The sequence below is a fragment of the Tardiphaga sp. genome, from assembly GCF_044340795.1.
GTDB lineage: Bacteria > Pseudomonadota > Alphaproteobacteria > Rhizobiales > Xanthobacteraceae > Tardiphaga.
In genome coordinates this window covers 1-15,482 of record NZ_JBIISY010000071.1, presented here as the reverse complement: position 1 = coordinate 15,482, position 15,482 = coordinate 1, and the positions used below count along the sequence as shown (strand labels likewise).

The window sequence follows — 15,482 nt, the reverse complement described above, 5'->3', positions numbered from 1 at the left end:
AAGAGCTGGATTGCTTCGTCGCTACGCTTCTCGCAATGACGACGATTTAATAAGTCGCGCGGCCGCCCGAGATGTCGAATACCGCGCCCGTCGAAAACGCGCAGTCCTCCGATGCCAGCCACGCGGCCATCGCGGCCAGTTCCTGCACCAGCACGAAGCGGCCCTTTGGAATCTTCGACAGCATGAAGTTGATGTGCTGTTCGGTCATCTGATCGAAGATCGCCGTCTTCGCTGCCGCCGGCGTGATGGCGTTCACGTTGATCTCGGTATTGGCCAGCTCCTTGCCGAGCGATTTGGTCAGCGCGATCAAGCCGGCTTTCGACGCCGAGTAATGCGAGGCATTCGGATTGCCTTCCTTGCCGGCGATGGAGGCAATGTTGACGATGCGGCCGTAACCCGCTTTCAGCATCACCGGCACCACGGCCTTGCAGCACAGGAACGGGCCGTCGAGATTGATGCGCATCACACGGCGCCAGTCGTCGGCATCGATCTCCCACACCGGCTTGTTGAAGCCGGTGATGCCCGCATTGTTGACGAGGATGTCGATCTTGCCGAATTCCTGCACTGTCGCATCGCGACCCGCATCGATGGAGGCAGTGTCGGTGACATCGACTTTGAGGGCGATGACCTCGTCGCCGATCTCGCGCGCGGTCTTGACGGCGAGATCGATGTCCTGATCCCAGATCGCCACCTTGGCGCCGGAGGCGACGAAGCGTTCGGTGATGGCGCGGCCAAAACCTTGCGCGCCGCCGGTGACGACCGCGCTGCGGCCGGAGAGGTCGATCTTGTTCATGATGCGATGTCCTGTTCTGACCTGGTCTGTGTCCCTCATGGTGAGGAGGCGCGGAGCGCCGTCTCGAACCATGAGCTGGCTTGGCTCTCAGTGTGGCCATCCTTCGAGACGCCGCTGTGCGGCTCCTCAGGATGAGGGGCGGAGTGTGCTGTCCGCCCCTGAGCAGTTCTACAGCGTCCAGCCGCCGTCGATGATGTGGGCGACGCCGGTGGTGAAGGCGCTCTCGTCGCTCGCGAGATAGAGCGCGAGATTGGCGATCTCGTCCGCCGTGCCGAGGCGGCCCATGGGCTGGCGGCTCACGAACATCTCGCGGCCGTTGGGGCCTGCGGCTGCCGCGCGGTCCAGCATCGAGGGCGTCTCGATGGTGCCGGGGCAGATGGCGTTACAGCGGAGGCCCTTGGTGATGTAGTCCACCGCGACCGCGCGGGTGAGGGCGGCGACGGCGGCTTTCGTGGCGCCATAGACATAGCGGTTCGGTGCGGCCTTGAAGACGCCGGCAGCGGAGGAGATATTGACGATCGAGCCGTGGCCACGCGCGAGCATGCCCGGCAGGAAGGCGCGGATGGTCCGGTGCATCGACTTGACGTTCAGGTCGAAGGAGAAATCCCAGTCGGCATCGGAGCAGTTCAGCGCGTCGCCGTGATGCACGAAGCCGGCGGCGTTGAGCAGGATATCGATGTCGCCGACCTTTTTCGCCATGGCTTCGACGGCAGCGGTGTCGCGCACGTCGAGTTTGGCGGTTTCAGCGACCCCGTCCTTGGTGAGGAGGGCGACGCCTTTGTCATCGATATCGGTGGCGATGACGGTGGCGCCTTCGCGGGCGAAAGCCAGCGCACAGGCGCGGCCGATGCCGACGGCGCCCGCGGTGACGAAGGCGCGTTTGCCTTTCAAGCGGTCAGACATGGGGAGTCTCCCTGAGATGCTTTTTGTTCTCGTGCGACGACGTCGTTATGTTTGGTACGTCATACGCGGGCTTCACCCGCGTATCCAACTTTGCACCACGCGCTGTCGCGAGAAGATGGGTTGCCGGGTCAAGCCCGGCAATGACAACAGAGATCGTGGCTAGTGATTATGCCGCGCAGTTCCCACGGTCCCGGCGATATCCCGATAGCGCGTCGCGAGTTCGAGACACGCGCCCGTCGCCTGCTGACCCACCGTATTGCGATAGAGCTCCTGCCATGGCGTCTGATGCTTCGGATAGGCGAAGCCGCCCTTGGCCATCAGCTCGGCACGGCGACGCTTCAGCTCCTCATCGGAGATCAGGATATTCGCTGATCCCTTGTTGAGATCGATGCGCACCATGTCGCCGGTCTGCAGGATCGCAAGGCCGCCATTGGCGGCGGCTTCCGGCGACGCATTGAGGATCGACGGCGAACCCGACGTGCCCGACTGGCGACCGTCGCCGATGCAGGGCAGCGAGAGAATGCCGCGCTTGATCAGCGCGGCCGGCGGCTGCATGTTCACCACTTCGGCGCCGCCGGGATAGCCGATCGGGCCGGTGCCGCGCACGAACAGGATGCAGTGCTCGTCGATGTTGAGTGATTCATCGTCGATGCGGTCGTGATAATCCTCCGGCCCCTCGAACACGATGGCGCGGCCCTCGAAGGCGTTGAGGTCCTTCGGATTGATCAGATAGCGCTCGCGAAACTCCTTGGAGATCACCGAGGTCTTCATGATCGCGGAATCAAAGAGATTGCCGCGCAGCACGAGGAAGCCGGCGTCGGCGACCAGCGGCTTGTCGTAGGACCAGATCACGTCATTGTCCGGCTTCGGCGATGCGGCACAGTTCTCGCCCATGGTCTTGCCATTGACGGTGATCGCGTCCTCATGGATGCGCTTGTGCTTCATCAGCTCGCGCACCACCGAGGGCACGCCGCCGGCGCGGTGATATTCCTCGCCGAGATAGAAGCCGGCCGGCTGCATGTTGACCAGCAGCGGTACGTCATGGCCGACCTTCTGCCAGTCATCGATATCCAGCTCGACGCCGATATGGCGGGCGAGGGCGTTGATATGGATCGGCGCATTGGTCGAGCCGCCGATGGCCGAATTGACCACGATGCAGTTCTCGAACGCCTTCCGCGTGAGAATGTCGGAGGGCTTGAGGTCTTCCCACACCATGTCGACGATGCGCTGGCCGGTCTCATAGGCGATCTGGCCGCGTTCGCGATAGGGCGCGGGAATCGCAGCGCAGCCGGGCAGCGACATGCCGAGCGCTTCCGCCAGCGAATTCATGGTCGAGGCGGTGCCCATGGTGTTGCAATGGCCGACCGACGGCGCCGACGACGCCACAAGGGTCATGAACTCCTCATAGTCGATCTCGCCCGCTGCGAGACGCTCGCGCGACTTCCACACCACGGTGCCGGAGCCGGTGCGCTGGCCTTCGTGCCAGCCATTCAGCATCGGGCCGCCGGAGAGCACGATGGCGGGCAGATTGACGGTGGCTGCAGCCATCAGGCAGGCCGGCGTGGTCTTGTCGCAGCCGGTGGTGAGCACCACGCCATCGAGGGGATAGCCGAACAGCACCTCGACGAGGCCGAGATAAGCAAGATTGCGATCGAGTGCGGCGGTGGGCCGCTTGCCGGTCTCCTGAATCGGATGCACCGGGAATTCCATCACCAGGCCGCCGGCCGCTGTGATGCCTTCGCGCACACGCTTCGCCAGTTCGAGATGATGGCGATTGCATGGCGACAGATCATTGCCGGTCTGCGCGATGCCGATGATCGGCTTGCCCGATTGTAGTTCGTGGCGCGTGAGACCGTAATTCAGATAGCGCTCGAGATAGAGGGCCGTCATGCCGGGATTATGGGGATCGTTGAACCATTCGCTCGAACGAAGTTTGCGCTTGGTCATCCCCGAAGTTGGCTTGCCTGAAGTTGGCGAGGGGCTATTCGGCTTGGTCATCATTTCTCCCGCAGCGCACACTTTTGTGATGGTGCGTCGTCTCTTTTGATTGGCGGCGAATGTTTGCACGGCCTTCGATGCTTCGCAATGTTTGCATCCGCGAGATTTTTCTACGACTATGATCCAACGACATGCCGCCAGAAATCTGGTAGGATGTCTGACAAGTAAGAACAGGCGCCCCCGGCACCAAAGTCAATTTGGCCGTCAGAGGGGTGTTGTCCCGCAACGGGACTTTTGGGAGGGAAGTGCATGGCGTCCGTTCAGATTCACGACGTGCGTAAGTCTTTTGGCGGCTTTGAAGTTCTTCACGGCGTATCCGTCCCCATCGAGGACGGCGAGTTCGTGGTGCTGGTCGGCCCATCCGGCTGCGGTAAATCCACATTGCTGCGCATGCTCGCAGGCCTGGAAAAGATCACGTCAGGGACGATTTCCATCGGCGATCGCGTCGTCAACGACGTGCAGCCGAAAGAGCGCGACATCGCGATGGTGTTCCAGAATTACGCGCTCTATCCGCATATGACGGTGGCCCAGAATATGGGCTTTTCGCTGAAGCTGCGCGGCGCCAAGCAGAGCGAGATCGACGAGAAGGTCAATCGCGCCGCCGATATTCTCGATCTCCGCCGTTTGCTCGACCGGTATCCGCGGCAGCTCTCGGGTGGCCAGCGCCAGCGCGTCGCCATGGGCCGCGCCATCGTGCGCGATCCCCAGGTGTTCCTGTTCGACGAGCCGCTGTCGAATCTCGATGCGAAACTACGCGTCGCCATGCGCGCCGAGATCAAGGAGCTGCACCAGCGGCTCAAGACCACCACCGTCTATGTGACCCATGACCAGATCGAGGCCATGACCATGGCCGACAAGATCGTGGTGATGCAGGACGGCATCGTCGAGCAGATGGGCGCGCCGCTCGAGCTCTATGATCATCCCGAGAACAAGTTCGTGGCCGGCTTCATCGGTTCGCCGGCGATGAACTTTCTCGAGGGGACGCTGAAGGTGAATGGCAGCGCCTGGGTGGAGACCGCCAATGGTGCGAAGCTTCCGCTGGCCAGCACGCCGACGACGGCCGATGGCAAGTCCGTGACCTACGGCATCCGCCCCGAACATCTTGAATTCGGCGATGACGGCATCGAGGCCGAGGTGATCGTGGTGGAGCCGATGGGCTCGGAGACGCAGGTGGTGGCGCGCATCGGCACCCAGGACATCATCGCGATCTTCCGCGACCGCCGTCCGGTCGCGCCCGGCGACAAGATCCATCTCAAGCCGCGGGCGAATTCCGCACATCTGTTCGACAAGGAGACGGGCAAGCGCGTGAACTGATCGGTCATCCCGGCGAATGCCGGGATCAATAGCCTCCGAGTTTTCGGATGAAGCTATGGCCGCGCCGGAGTGATGCGACGTCTACAGGGGTTATGGATCCCGGCGTGCGCCGGGATGACATGCAAAAACATTGGTCGATCAACGAACCAATATAACAGGGAGAAGACGCAAGATGACTGGATTTACCCCGGATCGCCGATCTCTGCTCAAGGGCGGCGCGGTCACGCTGGCCGCGGCGGCGACCATGTCGGCCGACCAGCTGCTGGGCTATGCCAAGGCATGGGCGCAGGCCTCGCAGTGGAAGCCGGAAGCCGGCGCCAAGATCAACCTGCTGCGCTGGAAGCGCTTCGTCGAGGCCGAAGACGCCGCCTTCATGAAGATCGTCGATGCCTTCTCCAAGGCCACCGGCGTCACCATCACCGTGTCGAACGAATCCTATGACGACATTCAGCCCAAGGCATCGGTCGCGGCGAATACCGGGCAGGGCCTCGACATGGTGTGGGGCCTGTATTCGCTGCCCTTCCTGTTCCCGACCAAGTGCCTCGACGTCACCGATGTCGCCACCTATCTCGGCAACAAGAATGGCGGCTGGGCGGAATCCGGCAAGCAATACGGCATGTATAACGGCAAGTGGATCGGCCTGCCGGTGGCGGCCACCGGCGGTCTGGTGAATTACCGCGTTGCTGCGGCCGAGAAGGCTGGCCACAAGACCTTCCCGGAAGATCTCGCCGGCTTCCAGGATCTGGTGAAAGGCATGAACAAGAACGGTACCCCGGCAGGCATGGCGCTCGGCCACGCCTCGGGCGACGCCAATGGCTGGGTGCATTGGGCACTGTGGGCCCATGGCGGCAAGCTGATCGACAAGAACAACAAGGTGACGATCAATTCGCCGGAAACCGCGAAGTCGCTGGAATATGTGAAGTCGCTCTATGACAACTTCATTCCCGGCACCGCGTCGTGGAACGACTCGTCGAACAACAAGGCCTTCCTCGCCGGTCAGCTGCATCTGACCACCAACGGCATCTCGGTCTATGTGACCGCGAAGAAGGAGGCCCCGCAGATCGCCGAGGACATGAACCACGCCCATCTGCCCAAGGGCCTGGACGGCAAGCGCCGCGAGCTGCATCTCGGCTTCCCCGTGCTGATCTTCACCTTCACCAAGTTCCCGCAGGCCTGCAAGGCGTTTGCGGCGTTCATGATGGAGCCGGAGCAGTTCAATCCGTGGGTGGAATCGGCCCAGGGCTATCTGTCGCCGTTCCAGCTCGCTTTCGAGAAGAATCCGATCTGGACCGCCGATCCCAAGAACACGCCGTATCGCGACGTCGCCTCCACCGCGACGACCCCGGCCGGCGAGGCGCAGATGAGCGAGAACGCGGCGGCGGCGATTGCCGACTTCGTCGTCGTCGACATGTACGCCAATTACTGTACGGGCCGCGAAGACGTGAAGACCGCGATGGCGTCCGCCGAGCGGGCGGCAAAGCGCATCTTCCGTTGATCGCAGCTGGCCGGCGCGGAGCGACCCGCGCCGGTCACTTTCCAGAGCTGGCGGCAAGCCGGCCTGACCAATGATGGGAATGGGAATGCCAGAGATCGACTACAAAACCATTTTGCCTGAAGGCTGGAGCCGGCCGCGCGGCTTTGCGCATGCGGTGGTCTCGGGCGGCACGCGCAGCGTCCGCATCTCCGGGCAGCTCGGGAAGAAGGACGGGCAAGGCGAAGTGTCCGCGTCCTCGGATTTCGGCACGCAATGGCGCTACGCCATGGAAAACCTCGTCACCGTGCTGAAGGCGGCCGGCGGCGAGCCGAAGCAGATCGTGATGCTGCGCGCCTATGTCACCGATATCGAGGCATTCAAGTCCTCGGGGGCCGCCATCGGCGAGGCCTGGGGCGCGACTCTCGGCAAGCATTTCCCGGCGATGACGCTGGTGCAGGTCTCCGCCCTGATCGATCCGCATGCGCGGGTGGAGATCGAGGGCGAGGCGATCCTGCCGTAACAATTCGACTGGAGCTTATCTTGCGATGACGACGATCCAGACATCGATGCCGGTGGGGAAGGTGATCCCCAAAACCTCGGCTTGGGACCGGTTGCGGGTGAACCGCAACTGGCTGGCGCTGTGGTTCATGCTGCCGGCCGCTGCCTTCCTGCTGCTGTTTCTCGCCTATCCGCTGTTTCTCGGCGTCTGGATGAGCTTTACCGACGACCGCATCGGTCGCGGTGGCGTCTTTGTCGGGCTTGAGAACTACGAGTGGTTGCGCGACGACTCGATCTTCTGGCTCTCGGTCTTCAACACGCTGCTCTATACGATCGTCGCCTCCGCCATCAAATTTGCCGTCGGCCTGTATCTGGCGCTGCTCTTGAACCGGCACATGCCGTTCAAGGCGCTGATCCGTGCCGCGGTGCTGATTCCGTTCATCGTGCCCACGGTGCTGTCCGCCATTGCGTTCTGGTGGATCTACGACTCGCAGTTCTCGATCATCTCCTGGTCGCTGATCAAGCTGGGGATCATCGACAGCAACATCAACTTCCTCGGCGACAGCGCCTGGGCGCGCGCCAGCGTGATCTTCGCCAATATCTGGCGCGGCGTGCCCTTCGTCGCCATCACGCTGCTGGCCGGCCTGCAGACCGTGTCGCCCTCGCTCTATGAAGCCGCGGTGCTGGACGGCGCCACCTCATGGCAGCGCTTCCGCTACATCACCTATCCGCTGCTGACGCCGATCATCGCCGTGGTGATGACCTTCTCGGTGCTGTTCACCTTCACCGACTTCCAGCTGATCTGGGCACTGACCCGCGGCGGTCCCGTCAATGCCACGCATCTGATGGCGACGCTGAGCTATCAGCGCGGCATTCTCTCGGGCCGTCTCGGCGAGGGCGCGGCCATCGCCACCGCCATGATCCCGTTCCTTCTGGCAGCCATCGCCATTTCCTGGTTCGGCATGCAACGCCGCAAGTGGCAGCAAGGTACTGACAATGACTGAAGCCGTCGCCGACACCGCGCGCACCGCGCCACTGAAGCTGGACAAGGACGACTCGACCGAAGGCATGGCCTATCTGGAGTCGCTGCCCCGTCGCATCGTCACGCTGTACATCCCGCTGTTCATCATCGTGGTGATCCTGCTGTTCCCGTTCTACTGGATGGCGCTCACCTCGATCAAACCGGATGAGCAGCTGATCGACATGGAGCGGTTCAATCCGTTCTGGGTGATCAAGCCGACCTTCAAGCACATCCAGAAACTGCTGTTCGAGACAAATTATCCACAATGGCTCTGGAATACGATGTATGTGGCGGCGGCATCGACCTTCCTGTCGATCATCGCCAGCGTGCTCGCCGCCTATGCCATCGTGCGGCTGCGCTTCCGCGGTGCGGAGACGGTCGGCGCGGCGATCTTCATGGCCTATCTCGTGCCGCCGTCGATCCTGTTCATTCCGCTGGCGTCGGTGATCCAGGCCTATGGCCTGTTCGACTCGCCGCTGTCGCTGATCCTGGTCTATCCGACGCTGCTGATCCCGTTCTCGACCTGGCTGCTGATGGGTTATTTCAAGACCATCCCGTTCGAGCTGGAAGAGTGCGCTTTGATTGACGGCGCCTCGCGCTGGCAGATCCTGGTCAAGATCATCATCCCGCTGGCGGTGCCCGGCCTGATCTCGGCTTTCATCTTCTCCTTCACGCTGTGCTGGAACGAGTTCATCTACGCGCTGACCTTCCTGCAATCGACCCAGAACAAGACGGTGCCGGTGGCCATCGTCAACGAGTTCGTCGATGGCGACATCTACAAATGGGGCTCGCTGATGGCCGGCGCATTGGTCGGCTCATTGCCGCTGGTGATCCTGTATGCGTTCTTCGTTGAGCACTATGTGTCGGCGATGACGGGCGCGGTGAAGGAGTAGGGCCGCGCACTGTCATTCCGGGGCGCTCGCCGCAGGCGAGCGAACCCGGAACCTCGACATAGCAAGTACTCCGGACAAACACTCCGGGATTCCGGGTTCGCGCTGCGCGCGCCCCGGAATGACAGCCAAGATCAAGAAAAGGAAACACCCCTTGCACATCCTCATTCTCGGCGCCGCCGGCATGGTCGGCCGCAAGCTCACCGACAAGCTCGTGGCCGATGGCCGGCTCGGCAACAAGGAGATCACCCGCCTGACGCTGCAGGACGTGGTGGCCCCCGCGAAGCCGGCAACGTCGATCCCGACCGAAACCGTCACCTCGGATTTCTCCGACCCCAAGGCGGCGCCGGCGCTGATCGCAGGCAAACCCGACGTCATCTTCCATCTCGCCGCCATCGTGTCGGGCGAGGCCGAGGCCGATTTCGACAAGGGCTATCGCATCAATCTCGACGGCACGCGCTATCTGATCGATGCCATCCGCGCCGTTGGCGGCGGCTACAAGCCGCGGCTGGTGTTCACGTCCTCCATCGCCGTGTTCGGCGCCCCGTTCCCGGACAAGATCGGCGACGAATTCATCCACACGCCGCTGACTTCCTACGGCACCCAGAAATCGATCTGCGAAATGCTGATCGCCGACTACACCCGCAAGGGCCTGCTGGATGGCATCGGCATCCGCCTGCCGACCATCTGCGTGCGCCCGGGCGCGCCGAACAAGGCGGCGTCGGGCTTCTTCTCCAACATCATCCGCGAGCCGCTGGCCGGCAAGGAGGCGATCCTGCCGGTGTCCGAGGATGTCCGCCACTGGGTGGCGTCGCCGCGCTCGGCGACGGGCTTCCTCGTCCATGCCGGCAGCATGGATCTCGACGCCATGGGCCCGCGGCGCAATCTCTCGATGCCTGGCATGTCCGTCACCGTCGGCGAGCAGATCGCGGCGCTGGAGCGGGTCGCCGGCAAGAAGGTGGTCGGCCGCATCAAGCGCGAGAGTGATCCGACCATTGCCGGCATCGTCTCCGGCTGGCCGCGCGATTTCGACACCGCGCGCGCGCTGAAGCTCGGCTTCACCACGGACGAGAAGTCCTTCGACGACATCATCCGCATCCATATCCAGGATGAACTCGGCGGCAAGTTCGTCGAATGAGGCCCTGATGCGGATCGCCAGCATCGGCGAATGCATGATCGAGCTGCGTCAGCTGCCCAATGGACACCTGACGCGGTCCTTCGGTGGCGACACGCTCAACACCGCCGTCTATCTGGCGCGGCTCGGCGCCAGCGTGGACTACGTCACGGCGCTCGGGGACGATCCGCTCAGCGACGAGATGATCGCCGGCTGGCGGAACGAGGGGATCGGCACTGACCGCGTGCTGCGCCTGAAGGGCAAGCTGCCCGGCCTCTACATGATCGAGACCAATGCCGCCGGCGAACGTCGTTTCTATCACTGGCGCGATGCATCGGCGGTGCGCGGGCTGATGAACCTGCCGGAGACGGAGGCGCTGCTGGGTTCGCTCGCGGGCTACGACCTGATCTATCTCTCCGCCATCACGCTGTCGCTGTTCGATGTCGCGGGACGGGAGCGCCTGACTGCAGCACTTCGACGCTGCCGCGCCGGCGGTGTCCGCGTGGCCTTCGATACCAATTTTCGCGCCCGCGGCTGGCCCGATCTCGATCTCGCACGTGAGGCGTTCGCGCAGGCCTTTGCCGCGTCGGATATCGTGCTGGCGTCGGTGGAAGACCTGTCCGCGCTTTATCCGGATGACGGGGAGGGCGCCTTGCTCGATCGGATCGATGCGGGTGAGATCGTGCTGAAGCGCGAGACGCCAGGGAGTATCGTGCGCGAGAAGGGCAACGCGACACGCGTCGAGGCACAGCCGGTGACCGGAACGGTCGTCGATACGACAGCCGCCGGAGACAGTTTTGCCGCGGCCTATCTTCATGCGCGGCTGAGCGGCAGTGAGCCGATCACCGCTGCAAAGGCCGGTCATCATCTCGCCGGCACCGTCGTCTGCCATCCCGGCGCGATCATTCCGCGCGCGGCAATGCCTGACATGAAAGCGCAACCATCATGACCGATATCGCCAGGCGCCAGAACGACCTGCGCAAGATGCTGATCGCAGCTAAAGTCGTTCCCGTGCTCACGATCGAGCGTGTCTCCGATGCCGTGCCGCTTGCCCGGGCGCTGGTCGCTGGCGGCGTGCGTACATTGGAGATCACGCTGCGTACGGCCGCAGCCATCGAGGCGGCGAAGGCCGTGATGGCCGAAGTGCCCGATGCCATCGTCGGCATCGGCACGGTGCTCTCTGCGGCCGATTTCGCGCAGGCCGAAAAGCTCGGTGCGCGTTTCACCGTCAGCCCCGGTGCCACGCCGGCTTTGCTCGAAACCGCCGCCAAGAGCGATATGCCTTTGCTGCCCGGTGTCGCCTCTGCCTCTGACATCATGCAGGCGCGCGACCACGGTTTCGACACGCTCAAATTCTTTCCCGCCGAGCAGGCTGGCGGCCGCGCGATGTTGCGGGCGTGGGCGGGGCCGTTTCCCGACCTGCGCGTGTGTCCGACCGGCGGCATTACCGAGGCGAATGCGGCAGAATGGCTCAGCGAGCCCTCGGTGCTGGCGGTCGGCGGTTCCTGGATATGTCAAGCATCATATATAAAAGCCGCCGACTGGGCGGGCATAACGGCCATGTGCGTGCGGACGATGAAAAGCCTGTCACCGGGCTGAAGCCGCGCTATATCTATCGCAACTGCGAAATCGAAACCGGGAGAACGACCATGACTGCCAGCATCGTTGGATGGGCGCATATGCCCTTCGGGAAATTCGACGCCGAGACCGTGGAAAGCATGGTGGTTCGCGTCGCCACCGAGGCGATGGCTGACGCCGGCATCTCGGCGTCCGATGTCGATGAAATCGTGCTCGGGCATTTCAATGCCGGCTTCTCGCCGCAGGATTTTACAGCCTCGCTGGTGCTGCAGGCCGACCCCGCACTGCGCTTCAAGCCCGCCACCCGTGTCGAGAATGCCTGCGCCACCGGTTCCGCTGCCGTGCATGCGGGCATCAAGTCGATCGCGGCCGGCACCGCAAAAGTGGTGCTGGTGGTCGGCGTCGAGCAGATGACGAAGACGCCGGGGCCGGAGATCGGCAAGAACCTGCTGCGCGCCTCGTACCTGCCGGAAGACGGCGAAACCCCGGCGGGCTTTGCCGGCGTGTTCGGCGGCATCGCGCAAAAATACTTCCAGAAATATGGCGACCAGTCCGACGCGCTGGCGCTGATCGCGGCGAAGAACCACGCCAATGGCGTCCACAATCCCTATGCGCAGATGCGCAAGGATTTTGGTTTTGAGTTCTGCCGCTCCGAAAGCGACAAGAACCCGTTCGTCGCGGGGCCGCTGAAGCGCACCGATTGCTCGCTGGTGTCGGACGGCGCTGCCGCGCTGGTGCTGACTGATGCCGAGACCGCCAAGACCATGGGCAAGGCCGTCAACATCAAGGCCACGGGCCATGCGCAGGATTTCCTGCCGATGTCGAAGCGCGACATCCTCGAATTCGAAGGCTGCACGGTCGCATGGCAGAAGGCGCTCAAGACCGCAGGCGTCGAGCTCGGCGATCTCTCCTTCGTCGAGACCCATGACTGCTTCACCGTGGCGGAACTGATCGAATATGAAGCCATGGGCCTGACGCCGCGCGGGCAGGGCGCACGCGCCATCAAGGAAGGCTGGGTGCAGAAGGACGGCAAGCTGCCGGTCAATCCGTCCGGCGGTCTCAAGGCCAAGGGGCATCCGATCGGCGCCACCGGCGTTTCCATGCATGTGCTGAGCGCGATGCAGCTGCTGGGCCAGGCGCCCGAGGGCATGCAGATCAAGAACGCAAAGCTCGCCGGCATTTTCAATATGGGCGGCGCCGCGGTGGCGAATTACGTTTCGATCCTCGAGCCCGCGAAGTAACGCGGGTTTTGCGGAGATGAATGTCGCACAATGGCTGGCGGCGTCGGCGCGTGTGCATCCGCAGGCGCCGGCGCTGCTGAGCGGCACCACGGTCAAGGCTGACTACGCCACCTTCGCGCACCGTGCCGCGGCGATCGGTGCGGGGCTGGTGCGCGATTACGGCATCGCGCCCGGCGATCGCGTGGCGCTGTTCGCGTCGAACTGTACACAATATCTCGAATGCCTGTATGCGGTGTGGTGGATCGGCGGCGTCGTCATTCCCATCAATGCCAAGCTGCATGGCCGCGAGGCGGCGTGGATCTGCGACAATGCCGGCGCTCGGCTGGCCATTGTTGATGGAGACAGCCACGACGCGCTCGTTGCGGTGAAGGAAGATCTGCCGACGGCGATGCAGATGCTCTCGGTGGAGAGCGAGACGTTTTCCGAACTCCAGCATGGCGAGCCTGCGTCACACGTGCCGCTCGAGCGCGACGACCATGATCTCGCCTGGCTGTTCTACACCTCCGGCACCACCGGCCGGCCGAAGGGCGTGATGCTCAGCCACGGCAATCTGGTCGCCATGTCCATGTGCTATCTCGCCGATGTCGATCCCGTGCATCAGAAGGATGCTATCCTCTATGCGGCGCCGATCTCCCATGGCGCCGGGCTGTATAATTTCATCCATGTCCGCATGGCCGCGCGCCACGTCGTGCCTGAGAGCCAGGGTTTCGAGCCCGACGAAGTGCTCGATCTCGGCAAATCACTCGGCGATGTCGCGATGTTTGCGGCACCCACCATGGTGCGCCGCCTCGTCGATGCCGCGAAGAAGCGCGGCGAGGCTGGCGAGGGCATCCGCACCATCGTCTATGGCGGCGGGCCGATGTATCTCGCCGATATCCGCGATGCCATCAGCGTGATGGGGCAGCGCTTCGTGCAGATCTACGGCCAGGGTGAATCGCCCATGACCATCACCTCGCTGCCGCGCGCGTTTCATGCGGATATCGATCATCCGCGCTATCTCGAACGGCTGGCCTCGGTGGGGCCCGCGCAGAGCGTGATGTCGGTGCGGATCACCGACAGCGACGGCAAGGTGCTGCCGGTGGGCGAGACCGGTGAGGTCGAGGCCAAGGGACCGGCGGTCATGCTCGGCTACTGGAACAACGACAAGGCCAACAGCGAGACGCTGAAAGACGGCTGGCTGCGCACCGGCGATGTCGGCCGGCTCGATGAGGACGGTTTCCTCACGCTGTCGGACCGCTCGAAGGACGTGATCATCTCCGGCGGCACGAATATCTATCCGCGCGAAGTGGAAGAGGCGCTGCTGACGCATCCCGCCGTGCGGGAAGTCTCGGCGATCGGCGTCGCCGAACCAGATTGGGGCGAGGTGGTGGTCGCCTGCGTGGTGCTGGAGGAAGGCGCTGCGGCGGATGATGCCGCGCTGGACGCGCATTGTCTCGCCCATATCGCCCGTTTCAAGCGGCCGAAGCGCTATGTCTATCTGGAGGCGCTGCCGAAGAACAATTACGGCAAGGTGCTGAAGACCGAGTTGCGGGAGATGATGCGGAAGTAACTCCCTTGTCGTCACCCGGCTTGACCGGGTGACCCAGTAGACACCATCGCTCCTGAGTTTACTGGATCGCCCGGTCAAGCCGGGCGATGACAGTGCGAGTTGCCCCATCCTCCCGCGCATAAGGCTCCGCGCCCAGCGCCCTTGCTCCGGCAAACCCGCTGCCGTTAAACCGTTCCCCAATCACACGCTTTTCGGGAGCAGACGGCTTTGGCGGGACCACTTCACGGGATCAAGATCATCGACATGACCTCGGTGATGATGGGGCCATTCTGCACCCAGACGCTGGGCGACTATGGCGCCGATGTCATCAAGGTGGAGTCCCCCGATGGCGACGTGGTCCGCTCCATCGGGCCGATGCGCAATCCCGGCATGGGCCCGATCTTCCTCAATACAAACCGCAGCAAGCGCTGCGTCTGCATCGACCTGAAGAAGGAAGAGGGGCGTGCGGCGCTGCTCAAGCTGGTCGAGAGCGCCGATGTGCTGGTCTACAATGTTCGCCCGGCGGCGATGGCCCGGCTCAATCTCGGTTATGACGTCCTGGCCAAGATCAATCCGCGCCTCGTCTATGCCGGTGTGTTCGGCTTCAGCCAGGCGGGGCCCTATGCGGCGAAGCCCGCTTATGACGACCTGATCCAGGGCGCGACCTCGCTGCCGGCGCTCAATGCAAAAATCTCATCGGACGGCATTCCGCGCTATGTGCCCAATGCGCTGGTCGATCGCATTGTCGGTCTCACCGCGGCGTCGGCCATTCTCGCCAGCGTCATTCATCGCAACACCACGGGCGAGGGCCAGCGCGTCGATATCCCGATGTTCGAGACCATGGCCGCCTTCATGATGGGCGACCATATGGGCGGTCTCACTTACGATCCGCCGCTCGACAAGGGCGGCTATGGCCGTCACCTGTCGCCGGATCGCCGGCCGTACCAGACCTCCGACGGCTATATCTGCGCCATGGTCTATAACGACAAGCAGTGGAAGAGCTTCCTCAAGCATGTCGGCCGCGAGGAGCTGTTCGACGATCCGCGCTTCGCCACCTTCCCGCAGCGCATCCAGCATATCGACACGGTGAATGCCGAATTGTCGCGCATCTTCACCACCAAGACGACGGC

Annotated in this window: 14 protein-coding genes; 11 read left to right on the top strand and 3 right to left on the bottom strand. The window is 63.3% G+C overall.

What is annotated here, in order from left to right; translation table 11 throughout:
- Positions 1–46: 46 nt before the first annotated feature.
- The 3 genes from ACIQ17_RS13800 to ACIQ17_RS13790 all read right to left on the bottom strand — a co-directional run bounded on the left by ACIQ17_RS13800 (position 47) and on the right by ACIQ17_RS13790 (position 3,694).
- Positions 47–793: an SDR family NAD(P)-dependent oxidoreductase gene (locus ACIQ17_RS13800; protein ID WP_398469486.1), complete on the bottom strand. Its 747-nt coding sequence runs from the start codon at positions 791–793 to the stop codon at positions 47–49.
- Between the two features lie 168 nt (positions 794–961).
- The gene (locus tag ACIQ17_RS13795) at positions 962–1,696 is read right to left on the bottom strand and encodes an SDR family oxidoreductase (protein ID WP_398469484.1); all 735 of its coding nucleotides are present in this window, start codon (positions 1,694–1,696) and stop codon (positions 962–964) included.
- Positions 1,697–1,855: 159 nt separating this feature from the next.
- Positions 1,856–3,694: an IlvD/Edd family dehydratase gene (locus ACIQ17_RS13790; protein ID WP_398469482.1), complete on the bottom strand. Its 1,839-nt coding sequence runs from the start codon at positions 3,692–3,694 to the stop codon at positions 1,856–1,858.
- 249 nt (positions 3,695–3,943) lie between these two features.
- On the opposite strand from ACIQ17_RS13790, the gene ACIQ17_RS13785 reads away from it, so the two are divergent.
- The 11 genes from ACIQ17_RS13785 to ACIQ17_RS13735 all read left to right on the top strand — a co-directional run.
- Positions 3,944–5,008, top strand: coding sequence for an ABC transporter ATP-binding protein (locus tag ACIQ17_RS13785; RefSeq protein ID WP_398469480.1), 1,065 nt, complete (start codon positions 3,944–3,946; stop codon positions 5,006–5,008).
- Between the two features lie 172 nt (positions 5,009–5,180).
- Positions 5,181–6,503 carry an ABC transporter substrate-binding protein gene (locus ACIQ17_RS13780; protein ID WP_398469478.1) on the top strand — a complete coding sequence of 441 codons (1,323 nt, stop codon included), beginning with the start codon at positions 5,181–5,183 and terminating at the stop codon, positions 6,501–6,503.
- An 85-nt stretch (positions 6,504–6,588) separates the two neighbouring features.
- A complete protein-coding gene (locus tag ACIQ17_RS13775) occupies positions 6,589–7,002 on the top strand; it encodes a RidA family protein (RefSeq protein WP_398469476.1) in 414 nt (137 codons plus the stop codon).
- 25 nt (positions 7,003–7,027) lie between these two features.
- Positions 7,028–7,984 (top strand): carbohydrate ABC transporter permease, encoded by a 957-nt coding sequence (locus ACIQ17_RS13770; RefSeq protein WP_398469474.1) that lies wholly within the window; start codon positions 7,028–7,030, stop codon positions 7,982–7,984.
- Complete coding sequence (locus ACIQ17_RS13765; protein WP_398469472.1) at positions 7,977–8,894, top strand: carbohydrate ABC transporter permease; 918 nt, start codon at positions 7,977–7,979, stop codon at positions 8,892–8,894. The genes ACIQ17_RS13770 and ACIQ17_RS13765 overlap by 8 nt, the downstream gene beginning before the upstream one ends.
- A 151-nt stretch (positions 8,895–9,045) precedes the next feature.
- Entirely contained in the window at positions 9,046–10,029 is a 984-nt protein-coding gene (gene denD / locus ACIQ17_RS13760) for a D-erythronate dehydrogenase (RefSeq protein WP_398469470.1), read from the top strand.
- Positions 10,030–10,033: 4 nt separating this feature from the next.
- Positions 10,034–10,954: a sugar kinase gene (locus ACIQ17_RS13755; protein ID WP_398469504.1), complete on the top strand. Its 921-nt coding sequence runs from the start codon at positions 10,034–10,036 to the stop codon at positions 10,952–10,954.
- Positions 10,951–11,604 carry a bifunctional 4-hydroxy-2-oxoglutarate aldolase/2-dehydro-3-deoxy-phosphogluconate aldolase gene (gene eda, locus ACIQ17_RS13750; protein WP_398469468.1) on the top strand — a complete coding sequence of 218 codons (654 nt, stop codon included), beginning with the start codon at positions 10,951–10,953 and terminating at the stop codon, positions 11,602–11,604. The genes ACIQ17_RS13755 and eda overlap by 4 nt, the downstream gene beginning before the upstream one ends.
- Positions 11,605–11,654: 50 nt before the next feature.
- Positions 11,655–12,824 carry an acetyl-CoA acetyltransferase gene (locus ACIQ17_RS13745; protein ID WP_398469466.1) on the top strand — a complete coding sequence of 390 codons (1,170 nt, stop codon included), beginning with the start codon at positions 11,655–11,657 and terminating at the stop codon, positions 12,822–12,824.
- A gap of 16 nt (positions 12,825–12,840) precedes the next feature.
- Positions 12,841–14,373 (top strand): class I adenylate-forming enzyme family protein, encoded by a 1,533-nt coding sequence (locus ACIQ17_RS13740; RefSeq protein WP_398469464.1) that lies wholly within the window; start codon positions 12,841–12,843, stop codon positions 14,371–14,373.
- A gap of 243 nt (positions 14,374–14,616) precedes the next feature.
- Positions 14,617–15,482 (top strand): CaiB/BaiF CoA transferase family protein (locus ACIQ17_RS13735; protein WP_398469502.1); only part of this gene is annotated, 866 nt, incomplete at its 3' end.